This is a genomic window from Bacillus sp. FSL R9-9497, from assembly GCF_038005805.1.
In the GTDB taxonomy this organism is placed as follows: Bacteria; Bacillota; Bacilli; order Bacillales; family Bacillaceae_G; genus Bacillus_A; species Bacillus_A cereus.
Genome location: NZ_JBBOTY010000001.1, coordinates 242,501 through 257,500 on the forward strand (window position 1 = coordinate 242,501; position 15,000 = coordinate 257,500).

The following is a 15,000-nucleotide window of genomic DNA, read 5'->3' on the forward strand; positions in this document are numbered from 1 at the left end:
TGGTACAGTTTGTACAGGATAGGCGGGAGCCATTGAAACCGGAGCGCTAGCTTCGGTGGAGGCGCTGGTGGGATACCGCCCTGACTGTATTGAAATTCTAACCTACGGGTCTTATCGACCCGGGAGACAGTGTCAGGTGGGCAGTTTGACTGGGGCGGTCGCCTCCTAAAGTGTAACGGAGGCGCCCAAAGGTTCCCTCAGAATGGTTGGAAATCATTCGTAGAGTGCAAAGGCATAAGGGAGCTTGACTGCGAGACCTACAAGTCGAGCAGGGACGAAAGTCGGGCTTAGTGATCCGGTGGTTCCGCATGGAAGGGCCATCGCTCAACGGATAAAAGCTACCCCGGGGATAACAGGCTTATCTCCCCCAAGAGTCCACATCGACGGGGAGGTTTGGCACCTCGATGTCGGCTCATCGCATCCTGGGGCTGTAGTCGGTCCCAAGGGTTGGGCTGTTCGCCCATTAAAGCGGTACGCGAGCTGGGTTCAGAACGTCGTGAGACAGTTCGGTCCCTATCCGTCGTGGGCGTAGGAAATTTGAGAGGAGCTGTCCTTAGTACGAGAGGACCGGGATGGACGCACCGCTGGTGTACCAGTTGTTCTGCCAAGGGCATAGCTGGGTAGCTATGTGCGGAAGGGATAAGTGCTGAAAGCATCTAAGCATGAAGCCCCCCTCAAGATGAGATTTCCCATAGCGTAAGCTAGTAAGATCCCTGAAAGATGATCAGGTTGATAGGTTCGAGGTGGAAGCATGGTGACATGTGGAGCTGACGAATACTAATAGATCGAGGACTTAACCATATAATATGTAGCAATGTTATCTAGTTTTGAAGGAATATGCCTTCATAGTTTGGTGATGATGGCAGAGAGGTCACACCCGTTCCCATACCGAACACGGAAGTTAAGCTCTCTAGCGCCGATGGTAGTTGGGACCTTGTCCCTGTGAGAGTAGGACGTCGCCAAGCTATTTATATTGTCGCGGGGTGGAGCAGCACGGTAGCTCGTCGGGCTCATAACCCGAAGGTCGCAGGTTCAAATCCTGTCCCCGCAACCAAATGGTCCCGTGGTGTAGTGGTTAACATGCCTGCCTGTCACGCAGGAGATCGCCGGTTCGACCCCGGTCGGGACCGCCATTTCATATAAAGAAAAGAACGAAACAAGTTGTTTCGTATTTTTTTATTTGTTTTAACAAAAAACTAATAAAGACAGTCAAACTATCCTTAGGACAACTCCTAAGGACTTTTTTATATATTCAAAACCTGTATAATAAAGAGCAGAGAACATTGTGAGTAAAGTAGGTGAAGTCTGTGAGTAAATATGAAGTAACAACAAAATCTTCTGAGGAGACACAAAGGTTATCAGAAAAACTAGGTGAGCTCGTAGAGGCACAAGATGTAATTATTTTAGAAGGAGATCTTGGAGCTGGTAAGACGACTTTTACAAAGGGACTAGCAAAAGGTCTTGGAGTGAAAAGAGTTGTAAATAGTCCTACCTTTAATATCATTAAAGAATATAAAGGAAGATTACCGCTATATCATATGGACGTGTATCGCTTAGCAGAAAGTGAAGAGGACTTAGGCTTTGATGAATATTTCTACGGTGAAGGAATTACGGTAGTAGAATGGGCTCATTTAATAGAGGCATATTTACCAAATGAAAAGTTACAAATTAGTTTATTCCATGCTGGAGATGACACAAGAAGAATTATACTCGAGCCAATTGGAGATCGCTATATTAGATTATGTGAGGAGCTATTACAAGATGAAAGTACTAGCAATTGATACTTCAAATTACGTAATGGGTGTATCCCTTATTGAGGAAGGAAACGTAATTGGGGAAATCATTACAAATTTAACGAAAAACCATTCTGTACGTCTTATGCCAGCTGTAGAGAAACTGTTAAAAGAGTGTGGCGTAAAACCGAAGGAATTAACTAAAATCGTTGTAGCTGCTGGACCTGGATCCTATACAGGTGTTCGCATAGGCGTGACAGCGGCAAAAACATTAGCTTGGTCACTTCAAATACCAATTGTAGGTGTATCAAGTTTAGAGGTAGTAGCTGCAAACGGTGCTAACTTTAACGGGTTAATTTGTCCTTTATTTGATGGAAGACGTGGGCAAATTTATACAGGGTTATATACATATGAAGGAGAGCAGTTAACTTCAATAGAAGAAGACCGAATTATTCTTATTGTGGACTGGTTGCAAATGTTAAAAGATAAAGGACAGCCTGTTTTATTTATCGGTAACGATGTTAAATTGCATAAAGAAACAATTATAGAACATTTAGGTGATCAAGCTGTATTCGCTCCATTTACTAAAAATAATCCAAGACCAAGTGAGCTAGCATTCTTAGGATTACAAAAAGAAGAACAAGATGTGCATACGTTTGTTCCGAGCTATCTTCGTTTAGCTGAAGCTGAAACAAAGTGGTTAGAAAGTCAAAACAAGTAGGAGCTTGCAGAAGATGGATATGATATTTAGAAAGATGGAGCTTGATGATATTGCTCAAATTGTAGCTATTGAAGAAGCGTCTTTTTCAACTCCTTGGACTGCAGATGCCTTTCATCGTGAATTAACGATGAATGAACATGCACATTATATTGTGTTAGAAAAAGATGGTCGTGTAGTCGGGTATTGTGGATTGTGGATAATTATTGATGAATCACATATAACGAATATAGCTATTTTGCCAGAATACCGAGGTCAAAAGTTAGGAGATGCCCTATTGAAAGCAGTTATTTCTGAAGCGAAAGAACTAGGGGTAAAAACAATGACACTTGAAGTACGTGTATCAAATGAAGTAGCAAAGCAGTTATACAGAAAATACGGATTTCAAAATGGTGGGATTCGTAAACGATACTATGCAGACAATCAGGAAGATGGTCTCGTAATGTGGGTGAATATATAATGGAAAAAAATACGATTATACTTGGTATTGAAACAAGTTGTGATGAAACAGCAGTAGCAGTTGTTAAAAATGGAACGGAAATTATTGCGAATGTCGTTGCATCACAAATTGAAAGTCATAAACGTTTTGGCGGCGTTGTACCAGAGATTGCATCCCGTCATCATGTAGAAGAAATTACAGTTGTGTTAGAAGAAGCTTTAAAGGAAGCAAACATCACATTTGATGATATTGATGCAATTGCTGTAACAGAAGGTCCTGGTTTAGTAGGAGCACTTCTAATTGGAGTAAATGCAGCGAAGGCAGTAGCGTTTGCACATGATATTCCGTTAGTCGGTGTTCATCATATTGCTGGTCATATTTATGCGAACCGTTTAGTAAAAGAAGTTCAATTCCCGTTATTATCACTTGTTGTATCCGGTGGGCATACAGAACTTGTTTATATGAAAGAACATGGTTCATTCGAAGTAATTGGTGAAACACGAGACGATGCAGCTGGAGAAGCATATGATAAAGTAGCTCGTACGTTATCTATGCCATATCCAGGTGGTCCTCATATTGATCGCCTTGCACATGAAGGAGAACCGACAATTGATTTGCCTCGTGCATGGCTAGAACCGGATTCATATGATTTTAGCTTTAGTGGATTGAAATCAGCAGTTATCAACACTGTGCATAACGCAAAACAACGCGGTATAGAAATTGCGCCAGAAGATTTAGCGGCAAGTTTCCAAGAAAGTGTAATAGATGTACTTGTAACGAAAGCAGCTCGTGCAGCAGAAGCTTATAATGTAAAGCAATTACTTCTTGCTGGTGGAGTAGCTGCTAATAAAGGACTTCGTGCGCGATTAGAAGAGGAATTTGCACAAAAAGAAAACATTGAATTAATTATTCCACCGCTATCTTTATGCACAGATAATGCAGCGATGATTGCAGCCGCAGGGACAATTGCTTATGAACAAGGTAAGCGTGCAACATTAGCCTTAAATGCAAATCCAGGATTAGATATTGAAGCATAGTTATGCACATAATTAACCACAGGTTGTGGATAAAACCCATATTGTCTGTTGATAATATGGGTTTTATTGTGTATATAAAATGTTGATAACTTTTTTGTCGATTGTGGATAATGTGGAAAAGGTATTTTAAGGTTTATTTTATAAAGGTGGATATGTGTATAAAATTGTGGATAAATAGGATGATGTCAGACCTTTGAATTTGTTCTTTTTCGGGAAATAAAAAGTAAGAAGATATCCCCGAAAAACATTTTGAAACATCCCCCTATTATAGAAGATGCTAATATTGTCAATCTTTGTCGTTAAATCGATATTTCGTGTCGAATTGTTAATATATATAGGGTTACAATAGATATATTTGAAAAATCGTTGGTATATTCTAAGTTACGATTGATATACTCAAAAAATTGTTTCTGTATTAAAAGAAAAAAAGATGTCGCATAGTCAAAAATCCTGACTTATGAGACATCTTTTTTATTTAAATATGCTTATACATGCAGCTCTTCCCATTCTGCCATACAAGTTTCAAGTTGTTCTTGTAGCGTTTGCTTTTTAGTTGTAATTTCACTAGCTTTTTCATAATCTGCATATATTTCTGGTAAGCAAAGTTGATCTTCTAACGTAGCAATTTCTTCTTCTAATTCTAATATACTTTGTTCTAGCTCTTCAATTTTTCTGGTGCGTTGACGCTCTAGTTTTTTACGCTCTTTTTCTTCTAAATAATTTAATTTCTCTTGTGCAACCACTTTTTGAACAGGAATGTCACTTTCTTGCTGTTCAAGTTCTGCACGTTCAATCATTTCATTTTTCTTTTCAACGTAGTAATCGTAATCCCCTAAATATTCCTGTGCACCTTCTGTTGATAACTCAACCACAGTCGTTGTTACACGGTTAATAAAGTAGCGGTCATGTGAGACGAATAGAAGAGTCCCTGGGTAATCAATTAAAGCATTCTCCAAAATCTCTTTACTATTTAAATCAAGGTGGTTCGTAGGCTCATCTAGAATTAACAAATTTGACTTTTGCATCATAAGTTTTGCAAGAGCTAATCGAGCTTTTTGTCCACCACTAAGAGAAGATACTGGTTTCAGTACATCATCTCCTGTGAATAAAAAATTCCCGAGTATAGTACGGATTTCTTTTTCAGGTTGCAGTGGATATTCATCCCATAATTCATTTAAAACCCGTTTAGAAGATGTTAAGTTTGCTTGTTCTTGATCATAATAACCAACAGATACATTTGATCCGAAAGAAACATCACCATTTAATAGTGGTAACTTATTCACAATAGACTTTAACAATGTGGATTTCCCAATTCCGTTTGGACCAACTAAAGCAACACTATCTCCGCGAGTTAAGCGCATAGTTACATGTTCAATTATAGGGTTCTCATCATAGCCGATGGTTGCATCATTTACTTGTAAAACATCATTTCCACTTTGCTTTTCAATATCGAAGTGGAATGATGCTGACTTAGAATCCCCTAATGGTCTCGTTAATAATTCCATTCTGTCTAGTTGTTTACGACGACTTTGAGCACGTTTCGTTGTAGAAGCGCGAGCTATATTCTTTTGAACGAAGTCCTCAAGTTTTGCGATTTCATCTTGTTGTTTTTCGTAACGTTTCATTTCTTGCTCATATAATGCTGATTTTAAGTCTAAATATTTACTGTAGTTACCAACAAATCGTCTGCTTTCTTTATTCGAAATTTCATATACTTGTGTAACAAGTTTGTCTAAGAAATAACGGTCATGTGAAACGATTAATATTGCGCCAGGATAACCTTGTAAATATTGCTCAAGCCACGTTAATGTTTCGATGTCTAAATGGTTTGTAGGCTCGTCCAAAATAAGTAAGTCTGGTTTTGTTAATAATAATTTCCCGAGAGCTAATCTTGTTTTTTGCCCGCCGCTTAAAGTAGAGATCGTCGTCTGGTGCGTTTCAACTGGGAAGCCAAGGCCGCTTAAAATGGAGCGAATATCCGCTTCATATTGATATCCACCTTGATCTTTATAATTGAGTTGCAATTGGTCATAATCAGCTAACAATCTTTCATATGTAGCTTCGTTTGAAAAGTTTTCTTCTTTTCCCATTTCTTGCTCAAGCCTTCGAAGTTTTGTCTCCATTTGCTGTAAGTGGGTAAAGACGGTTAGCATTTCATCCCAAATTGTTAAAGACGTTTCTAGTCCAGTATTTTGAGCTAAATATCCGATTGAGACATCTTTAGGTTTTATAATTTCGCCACCGTCATGAGATAATTCACCAGCGATAATTTTTAATAATGTAGATTTGCCTGCTCCATTCCTTCCAACTAATGCGATACGATCTTTTGTTTGTACTTCCAATTTTATGTTTGCAAGAATCGTTTCTGCACCGTATAATTTCGAAAGCGCGTTTACTTGTAATAAAATCAATGTTTTCACCTCAAATAATTTCTTAACTTTGCCATGTTTATATTTCTCAATCATACTAAAAATAGTGTATAGTTTAAAATAAAGAGAGAATACTTCTTTTCTTTATTATACAAGGAATTTAATGAGTGCTAAACTTCTGTATTTGATTAAAGTATATGAATAAAGATAGGAAGAGAGGAGAGGTCATATGGATCAGCAAAAGATTCCACAAGCCACTGCTAAAAGATTGCCTCTATACTATCGATTTATCCAAAACTTATCTCTTTCTGGTAAGCAGCGTGTTTCATCGGCCGAATTGAGTGAGGCAGTAAAAGTAGATTCCGCAACAATACGAAGAGATTTTTCGTATTTTGGAGCGTTAGGGAAAAAGGGATATGGATATAACGTAAATTATTTATTATCATTTTTCCGTGAAACACTTGATCAAGATGATATAACACGTGTAGCACTTATTGGAGTAGGTAATTTAGGGACCGCTTTCTTACATTATAATTTCACGAAAAACAATAATACAAAAATTGAAATGGCATTTGATGTTAGTGAAGAGAAAGTTGGAACAGAAATCGGGGGCATTCCTGTATACCATTTAGATGAATTAGAAGAGAGATTATCAAATGATATACAAGTGGCAATATTAACAGTACCGGCTACAGTAGCACAAGCTGTAGCAGATAGATTAGCTGAAACGAGCGTACATGGTATTTTGAATTTCACACCAGCACGATTAAACGTATCAGAGAATATTAGAATTCATCATATTGATTTAGCTGTAGAGTTACAAACATTAGTTTACTTTTTGAAAAACTATCCACAATAAAACGCAGAGGAAGCGACCTCTGCGTTTTATTATTGTTTCTTCTTTGTGAATTTAACTAATATAAGGCGAAGTGCCAAATTAAAATCAATTGTTGCCATAACTGCAAATAGTATTGTCCACATATTCCAGATTGTATCTGTCACGTTCGTAATGGCGAAGCGTGTAAAGATACATCCAAGAAGGAAGTATAGTGCAGCCATGAACAATGGTGAGTTTCTCATACAAAAAATCCTCCGATAAAGCCTTGCATTTTTTCAGCTTCTTTAATCATTTCTTGAATTTGTTCATTGCTCATAAAAATTTGCCCAATAGCGACTAATGTATTCATCGCAACATGAGCTGCAATCGGAACGATAATACGTTTCGTCTTCACATATAAGAAGGCGAATACGAGCCCCATAGCAGTGTATACCAATAAATGAGTAAAATCAAAATGAATTGCTGCAAATACAAGCGAACTAATGATAGCTGCGATAAAGAAGTTAAACTTCTTATAAAGCGTGCCGAATAGAATTTTTCTAAATACGATTTCTTCTAAGATAGGTCCAATTATAGATACAACAATAAGGAACCAAGGTATCGTTCTTGCGATGTCCATCAGTCTGTCTGTATTCTCAGATTCACGTGGAACCCCAAATACATACATTTCAATCATACCTGCAATGGATTGTGAGATGATTGCTAAGAAGAACCCGATGAAAATCCATCCAATAGTAGCTGGGATAGAAGAGCGCATTGGATCTAAATGCCTGTCACGAATATCTGTTCTAAGTAACCAAAGTACGATACATAATGCAACAAAGAAGCTAATAATTGCCCAGTGTCCCGTTATGATTTGTCCTTTTTCCTCAATGGTAAATCCTCTATTATCGTAGAGTCCTGTTTTTAGGAGAAGTGGTAATCCAACAACGCCGGATAACTGCATTAAAATGTATGTAACGATAATCCACCAGTATTGTTTCTTCAAATGGTTTAACCATCCTTTCTAACTATAGTGTATGAGATAAGTTAGGATAACATGTAAATATGCTACCTACGATATAAACCTCACTTGAATTATGTTTTTTTCGTAAATCCTTATTTGAAATTATAATAGAAGACAGGAGAAAGTTGTGTGTGTAGCGAAAACAACTTAGGGTGTCCTTTCATATTGTAACATACGAGCAGTGGAAACAACGATTCATATAGTAAAGGCAGTATTCTATATAGAAAGTTTATATAGTGATTTGCGAAAAAATTATGATTTTTTTACTTGCAAAAGAAATTGAGATTATTTATTATTATAAGTGTGTTAGCACTCGGATGACTTGAGTGCTAATAAAAGAAATTTACATAACAAAATGAGGAGGTTATTGTTCATGCTAAAGCCATTAGGTGATCGCGTTGTAATTGAGCTTGTTCAAGCAGAAGAAAAAACAGCAAGTGGTATCGTATTACCAGATACTGCAAAAGAAAAACCACAAGAGGGTAAAGTTGTTGCAGTAGGTACTGGTCGAGTGCTTGAGAATGGTGAGCGTGTTGCTTTAGAGGTAGCAGCAGGTGATCTTATCATCTTCTCAAAATATGCAGGTACTGAAGTGAAATATGAAGGTACAGACTACTTGATTTTACGTGAAAGTGACATTTTAGCAGTTATCGGTTAATTATATAAATCTTAAAAAATCCAAGGGGGTCAATTATTATGGCAAAAGATATTAAATTTAGTGAAGAAGCACGTCGTTCGATGCTTCGCGGTGTCGACACTCTTGCAAATGCAGTAAAAGTAACGCTTGGACCAAAAGGTCGTAACGTTGTACTTGAGAAAAAATTTGGTTCACCACTTATTACAAATGATGGTGTAACAATCGCAAAAGAAATCGAATTAGAAGATGCATTCGAAAACATGGGTGCGAAATTAGTAGCAGAAGTTGCTAGCAAAACAAATGACGTAGCTGGTGACGGAACAACAACTGCAACTGTATTAGCGCAAGCTATGATTCGTGAAGGTCTTAAAAACGTAACAGCTGGTGCGAACCCAATGGGTCTTCGTAAAGGTATCGAAAAAGCTGTTACTGCTGCAATTGAAGAATTAAAAACGATTTCTAAACCAATCGAAGGTAAATCTTCTATCGCACAAGTAGCTGCTATTTCTGCTGCTGACGAAGAAGTAGGTCAATTAATTGCTGAAGCAATGGAGCGCGTTGGTAACGACGGCGTTATTACTTTAGAAGAATCTAAAGGCTTCACAACAGAATTAGACGTAGTAGAAGGTATGCAATTTGATCGTGGATATGCATCTCCTTACATGATTACTGATTCTGACAAAATGGAAGCAGTTCTTGATAACCCATACATCTTAATCACTGACAAAAAGATTTCTAACATTCAAGAAATCTTACCAGTATTAGAGCAAGTGGTACAACAAGGTAAACCACTTCTTATCATTGCTGAAGATGTAGAAGGCGAAGCGTTAGCTACATTAGTAGTGAACAAACTTCGTGGTACATTCAATGTAGTAGCTGTTAAAGCTCCTGGATTTGGTGACCGTCGTAAAGCAATGCTAGAAGATATCGCGATCTTAACTGGTGGCGAAGTAATCACTGAAGAATTAGGCCGTGACTTAAAATCTGCTACAGTTGAATCTTTAGGACGCGCTGGTAAAGTTGTTGTAACGAAAGAAAACACAACTGTAGTTGAAGGTGTAGGAAGCACAGAACAAATCGAAGCTCGCATCGGTCAAATCCGTGCGCAATTAGAAGAAACAACTTCTGAATTCGATCGTGAAAAATTACAAGAGCGTCTTGCAAAACTTGCAGGTGGCGTAGCGGTAATTAAAGTAGGTGCAGCAACTGAAACTGAGTTGAAAGAACGCAAACTTCGCATTGAAGATGCACTTAACTCAACTCGTGCAGCAGTAGAAGAAGGTATCGTTGCAGGTGGTGGTACTTCACTTATGAACGTATACACAAAAGTAGCTTCTATCGTAGCTGAAGGCGACGAAGCAACAGGTATCAACATCGTACTTCGCGCACTAGAAGAGCCAGTTCGTCAAATCGCAATCAACGCTGGTCTAGAAGGATCTGTAGTTGTAGAGCGTCTAAAAGGCGAAAAAGTAGGCGTTGGTTTCAACGCAGCTACTGGCGAATGGGTTAACATGCTTGAGTCTGGTATCGTAGATCCAGCTAAAGTAACTCGTTCTGCACTTCAAAACGCAGCATCTGTTGCAGCTATGTTCTTAACAACTGAAGCTGTAGTAGCTGACAAGCCAGAACCAAATGCACCAGCAATGCCTGACATGGGCGGCATGGGCATGGGTGGTATGGGCGGAATGATGTAATTCCGTTTGTCCTAAAAAACATCCATTTCTATATAGAAATGGATGTTTTTTTATGTTTTTTAGAAAAGGAAATGAATTTCTGTAGAATTTTGTCGCTTTCTCTCTTGACCATATTGATACTTCATTGTTAGAATCTAGGAAGATAATATAAAACGATCCTTCATATATCCTCAATGATATGGTTTGAGAGTCTCTACCGGGTTACCGTAAACAACCTGACTATGAAGGCAGTGTGTCTTATATTTATAAAGAGCGGAGACTATCTTTCTTTATAAAGCCAGACCCCTGCCTTTTCTTTGTTATGAGACTAGAGGCGGAGGACTGGCTTTTTTTATTATATTGGTAATGCTTTTCGCCAAATTGGTGAAAATATTTATATACGAGAACTAACGTTGGGGTGATTATTTTGAAGAAACAACACGATACAATTATCGTTTTAGATTTTGGAAGTCAATACAATCAGTTAATAGCACGTCGAATTCGTGAGTTCGGTGTATACAGTGAACTTCATCCACATACAATTACTGCAGAAGAAATTAAAGCAATGAATCCAAAAGGGATTATTTTCTCTGGTGGACCAAATAGCGTATACGGTGAAGGTGCATTACATTGTGATGAAAAAATCTTTGAACTAGGTTTACCAATCTTCGGTATTTGTTACGGTATGCAGCTTATGACGCAACACTTCGGTGGTAAAGTAGAGCGTGCAAATCACCGTGAGTACGGAAAAGCTGTTCTTAAAGTAGAGAACGAATCAAAATTATATGCGAACCTTCCAGAAGAGCAAGTTGTATGGATGAGCCATGGTGACTTAGTAACTGGTTTACCTGAAGGATTCGTAGTAGACGCAACAAGTGAGTCTTGTCCAATTGCTGGTATGAGCAATGAAGACAAAAACTTATACGGTGTACAATTCCACCCAGAAGTACGTCACTCTGAGCACGGTAACGATTTAATTAAAAACTTCGTATTCGGCGTATGTGGTTGTTCTGAAGGATGGAACATGGAGAACTTTATCGAAGTAGAATTAGAAAAGATTCGTGAAACTGTTGGAGACAAAAAAGTACTATGCGCACTTAGTGGCGGTGTAGACTCTTCTGTTGTAGCAGTATTAATTCATAAAGCAATCGGCGACCAATTAACATGTATTTTCGTTGATCACGGTTTACTTCGTAAAGGCGAAGCAGAAGGCGTTATGAAAACATTTAGCGAAGGCTTCCATATGAACGTTATTAAAGTAGATGCAAAAGATCGCTTCATGGACAAGTTAAAAGGTGTAGAAGATCCAGAACAAAAACGTAAAATCATCGGTAACGAATTCATTTACGTATTTGATGATGAAGCTTCTAAATTGCAAGGTATGGACTTCTTGGCGCAAGGTACACTTTATACAGATATCGTTGAAAGTGGTACAGCGACTGCACAAACAATTAAATCTCACCATAACGTTGGTGGACTTCCAGAAGACATGCAGTTCAAATTAATTGAGCCTTTAAACACTTTATTTAAAGATGAAGTACGTGTATTAGGATCAGAATTAGGAATTCCTGATGAAATCGTATGGCGTCAACCATTCCCAGGACCTGGTCTTGGTATTCGTGTATTAGGTGAAATCACAGAAGAGAAATTAGAAATCGTTCGTGAATCTGATGCGATTTTACGCGAAGAAATTATTAAAGCGGGCTTAGACCGCGAAATCTGGCAATACTTCACTGCGCTTCCTGGTATGCGTAGTGTAGGTGTTATGGGTGACGAGCGTACTTACGATTACACAGTAGGTATCCGCGCGGTAACATCTATCGACGGTATGACAGCTGACTGGGCACGTATCCCTTGGGACGTATTAGAGAAAATCTCTGTACGTATCGTAAACGAAGTAAAACACGTTAACCGTATCGTGTATGATGTAACGAGTAAGCCACCAGCAACTATTGAGTGGGAATAGTATTTATAAAAAGGTCCATCTATTGCTTATGCATAGATGGATCTTTTTTATTTTGGTATTAATACGAACGAAACTATAAAAATTTATGAAAATGTTCGTTTTTAAATTGACAAAACTACTTCGTCGAGTTAATATGATTATGTAATTCAAACGAAAAGTGAATATTATAGCCGTCGTATAATATCGGGGATATGGCCCGAAAGTTTCTACCTAGCTACCGTAAATGGCTTGACTACGAGGCGTTTGTATAAAGATGAGGGGAAACTTGTCTTTGTTTATAGAACGCTTCCATGTATATATGCAATGGAAGCCTTTTTTATTTCTCGGGATAAAAGAGGGCTAGGGTGAAATACGGCGAGTAATCATATAACGGGGGAAACATAGGATGAAACGCTATTTTCAGTTTGATGAGCTCGGTACGAATTATAAGACTGAGTTCATAGCAGGGTTAACGACATTTCTATCTATGGCTTACGTACTATTTGTCAATCCTGCTACGCTGTCGCTTGGAAATGTTAAAGGGTTACCAGCAGGTACAGGGATGGATCCAGGTGCAGTATTCGTTGCTACGGCATTAGCGGCAGCGATCGGTTCGTTAATTATGGGTATTTTCGCGAAGTATCCAATTGCTTTAGCGCCAGGTATGGGAATTAACGCGTTCTTTGCTTATACAGCAGTGTTAACGATGGGTATTCCGTGGCAAACGGCCATTGCCGGAACATTAATGTCAGGTATTATCTTTATTATTCTTACTGCTTCAGGTATTCGTGAAAAAATCATTAATGCAATTCCATCGGAGTTAAAGTTTGCAGTAGCAGCAGGTATTGGATTATTCATTGCTTTCCTTGGATTCCAAAATGCCGGAATTATCGTGAAAAACGATGCGGTTCTTGTTGGGTTGGGGGACTTAACAAAGGGCACAACGTTACTAGCAATCTTCGGGGTTGTTACTACGATCATCTTCATGATTAAGAAAGTTAATGGTGCAGTATTCTACGGTATGATTCTTACAGCGATCTTAGGAGTTGCAACAGGATTAATTGATACTCCGAAAGCTGTGGTGGGAGCAATACCGAGTCTAGAACCAACGTTCGGCGCGGCGTTAACGCACTTCGGAGATATTTTCACAGTTCAAATGGGGATTGTTATTATAACGTTCTTCTTTATCGATTTCTTTGATACAGCAGGTACGCTTGTAGCGGTTGCAAATCAAGCAGGATTAATGAAGAACAATAAATTACCACGTGCAGGAAAAGCGTTATTTGCAGATGCGATTGCAACTGTAATTGGTGCGATTTTAGGTACATCAACAACAACGTCTTACATTGAATCGTCTGCAGGGGTAGCAGCAGGAGGACGTTCTGGATTTACAGCAGTTGTAACAGCAGGATTCTTCTTACTGGCACTATTCTTCTCGCCATTACTAAGTGTTGTAACGCCAGCTGTAACGGCACCGGCTTTAATTATTGTAGGAATCTTGATGGTTTCTTCCTTAGGGGAAATTGATTGGAAGAAATTCGAGATTGCAGTACCAGCATTCTTTACAATTATCTCTATGCCACTTACGTATAGTATCGCAACTGGGATTGCGATTGGATTTATCTTCTATCCAATTACAATGGTTGTGAGTGGTCGTCGTAAAGAGGTTCATCCGATTATGTATGTTATGGGAGTTTTATTCGTACTATATTTCATCTATGTTCGTAAATAAAAGGGGTTTTTTAAAGGTCTAGACTTAAGGGGAGTCTAGACCTTTTTTGCGTCTTCAGAAAATCTTAAGGATTTCCGAGCGTTTTTCTTCAGAAGTTTTCCTATAATAGAAGTTAGGGATTAAAAAAGTGATGGGGGAGATATTGTGGCACACGAAACAATACTTGTCGTAGATGATGAAAAAGAAATTCGGAATTTAATTACAATCTATTTAAAGAATGAAGGATATAAAGTATTACAAGCAGGAGACGGAGAAGAAGGATTACGTCTATTGGAAGAAAATGAAGTACATCTAGTCGTATTAGATATTATGATGCCGAAAGTGGATGGTATTCATATGTGTATGAAGGTAAGGGAAGCGAAAGAAATGCCTATTATTATGCTTTCTGCGAAAACGCAAGATATGGATAAGATTTTAGGGTTAACAACGGGTGCAGATGATTATGTAACGAAACCATTTAATCCGTTAGAGTTAATCGCAAGAATTAAATCTCAGTTACGCCGTTATATGAAAATGAATGGTTTCGCTATACAAAATGAGGACGAGCTAGAAATTGGAGAGATGAAAATAAACATCTCGACCCATAAAGTTATTGTGGACGGAGAAGAAGTGAAACTAACTCCGAGGGAATTTTCAATTTTAGAATTGCTAGCTAGAAATCCAGGTATGGTGTTTAGTGCGGAGCAAATTTATGAAAAGGTGTGGAACGAACGATCTTTCCAGTCTGATAATACCGTAATGGTGCACATTCGGAAAGTGCGTGAAAAGATTGAGGAGAATCCAAGGAAACCTAGATATATAAAAACAGTATGGGGAGTGGGGTATAAGATTGAAAAAGATATTTAATCCGTTTACTTATGTTAGGAAATTTCG

The 15,000-nt window shown here is 38.3% G+C and carries 14 protein-coding genes, 2 tRNA genes, 2 rRNA genes and 2 riboswitches (2 of these 20 only partly in view); of the genes, 15 read left to right on the forward strand and 3 right to left on the reverse strand.

Features of this window, described 5'->3' with window-relative positions:
• The 8 genes from MKY21_RS01420 to tsaD form a co-directional block, all read left to right on the forward strand.
• A 23S ribosomal RNA gene (locus tag MKY21_RS01420) occupies positions 1–801 on the forward strand (it extends 2,122 nt beyond the left edge of the window).
• 48 nt (positions 802–849) lie between these two features.
• Positions 850–965 (forward strand): 5S ribosomal RNA (gene rrf / locus MKY21_RS01425).
• Positions 966–977: 12 nt separating this feature from the next.
• Positions 978–1,054: transfer RNA gene (locus MKY21_RS01430), tRNA-Met, on the forward strand.
• Positions 1,055–1,057: 3 nt separating this feature from the next.
• Positions 1,058–1,133 (forward strand) — tRNA-Asp (locus MKY21_RS01435).
• Positions 1,134–1,307: 174 nt separating this feature from the next.
• Entirely contained in the window at positions 1,308–1,781 is a 474-nt protein-coding gene (gene tsaE, locus MKY21_RS01440) for a tRNA (adenosine(37)-N6)-threonylcarbamoyltransferase complex ATPase subunit type 1 TsaE (protein WP_000049644.1), read from the forward strand.
• Entirely contained in the window at positions 1,762–2,454 is a 693-nt protein-coding gene (tsaB, locus tag MKY21_RS01445; RefSeq protein ID WP_000865753.1) for a tRNA (adenosine(37)-N6)-threonylcarbamoyltransferase complex dimerization subunit type 1 TsaB, read from the forward strand. The genes tsaE and tsaB overlap by 20 nt, the downstream gene beginning before the upstream one ends.
• Before the next feature lie 13 nt (positions 2,455–2,467).
• The gene (gene rimI, locus MKY21_RS01450; protein ID WP_000367190.1) at positions 2,468–2,911 is read left to right on the forward strand and encodes a ribosomal protein S18-alanine N-acetyltransferase; all 444 of its coding nucleotides are present in this window, start codon (positions 2,468–2,470) and stop codon (positions 2,909–2,911) included.
• Entirely contained in the window at positions 2,911–3,927 is a 1,017-nt protein-coding gene (tsaD, locus tag MKY21_RS01455; RefSeq protein ID WP_000414585.1) for a tRNA (adenosine(37)-N6)-threonylcarbamoyltransferase complex transferase subunit TsaD, read from the forward strand. Before rimI ends, tsaD begins: the two co-directional genes overlap by 1 nt.
• A 485-nt stretch (positions 3,928–4,412) precedes the next feature.
• On the opposite strand, the gene MKY21_RS01460 is transcribed toward tsaD, so the two are convergent.
• Positions 4,413–6,338 (reverse strand): ABC-F family ATP-binding cassette domain-containing protein, encoded by a 1,926-nt coding sequence (locus MKY21_RS01460; RefSeq protein ID WP_000602145.1) that lies wholly within the window; start codon positions 6,336–6,338, stop codon positions 4,413–4,415.
• A 187-nt stretch (positions 6,339–6,525) separates the two neighbouring features.
• Between MKY21_RS01460 and MKY21_RS01465 the strand changes: the two genes are divergently transcribed.
• Positions 6,526–7,155 (forward strand): redox-sensing transcriptional repressor Rex, encoded by a 630-nt coding sequence (locus MKY21_RS01465; protein WP_000372699.1) that lies wholly within the window; start codon positions 6,526–6,528, stop codon positions 7,153–7,155.
• Between the two features lie 29 nt (positions 7,156–7,184).
• On the opposite strand, the gene MKY21_RS01470 is transcribed toward MKY21_RS01465, so the two are convergent.
• Positions 7,185–7,376 (reverse strand): YdiK family protein, encoded by a 192-nt coding sequence (locus MKY21_RS01470; RefSeq protein WP_001246201.1) that lies wholly within the window; start codon positions 7,374–7,376, stop codon positions 7,185–7,187.
• Positions 7,373–8,122, reverse strand: coding sequence for a CPBP family intramembrane glutamic endopeptidase (locus MKY21_RS01475; RefSeq protein WP_000745327.1), 750 nt, complete (start codon positions 8,120–8,122; stop codon positions 7,373–7,375). The genes MKY21_RS01470 and MKY21_RS01475 overlap by 4 nt, the downstream gene beginning before the upstream one ends.
• A 391-nt stretch (positions 8,123–8,513) precedes the next feature.
• Between MKY21_RS01475 and groES the strand changes: the two genes are divergently transcribed.
• The 6 genes from groES to MKY21_RS01505 form a co-directional block, all read left to right on the forward strand.
• Entirely contained in the window at positions 8,514–8,798 is a 285-nt protein-coding gene (gene groES, locus MKY21_RS01480; RefSeq protein ID WP_000917311.1) for a co-chaperone GroES, read from the forward strand.
• 38 nt (positions 8,799–8,836) lie between these two features.
• Complete coding sequence (gene groL, locus MKY21_RS01485) at positions 8,837–10,471, forward strand: chaperonin GroEL (protein ID WP_001029993.1); 1,635 nt, start codon at positions 8,837–8,839, stop codon at positions 10,469–10,471.
• A 140-nt stretch (positions 10,472–10,611) separates the two neighbouring features.
• Positions 10,612–10,713: riboswitch (purine riboswitch) on the forward strand.
• 164 nt (positions 10,714–10,877) lie between these two features.
• The gene (guaA, locus tag MKY21_RS01490; RefSeq protein ID WP_000743913.1) at positions 10,878–12,416 is read left to right on the forward strand and encodes a glutamine-hydrolyzing GMP synthase; all 1,539 of its coding nucleotides are present in this window, start codon (positions 10,878–10,880) and stop codon (positions 12,414–12,416) included.
• A 153-nt stretch (positions 12,417–12,569) separates the two neighbouring features.
• Positions 12,570–12,671: riboswitch (purine riboswitch) on the forward strand.
• Positions 12,672–12,801: 130 nt separating this feature from the next.
• The gene (locus MKY21_RS01495) at positions 12,802–14,127 is read left to right on the forward strand and encodes an NCS2 family permease (protein ID WP_000833094.1); all 1,326 of its coding nucleotides are present in this window, start codon (positions 12,802–12,804) and stop codon (positions 14,125–14,127) included.
• Between the two features lie 144 nt (positions 14,128–14,271).
• Entirely contained in the window at positions 14,272–14,973 is a 702-nt protein-coding gene (locus tag MKY21_RS01500) for a response regulator transcription factor (RefSeq protein WP_000929884.1), read from the forward strand.
• On the forward strand, positions 14,957–15,000 hold the start of the coding sequence (locus tag MKY21_RS01505) for a sensor histidine kinase (protein WP_000719230.1). The gene runs 1,462 nt beyond the window's last position; 44 of the gene's 1,506 nt are visible here — the first part of the coding sequence; the start codon lies at positions 14,957–14,959; the stop codon falls past the right edge of the window. Before MKY21_RS01500 ends, MKY21_RS01505 begins: the two co-directional genes overlap by 17 nt.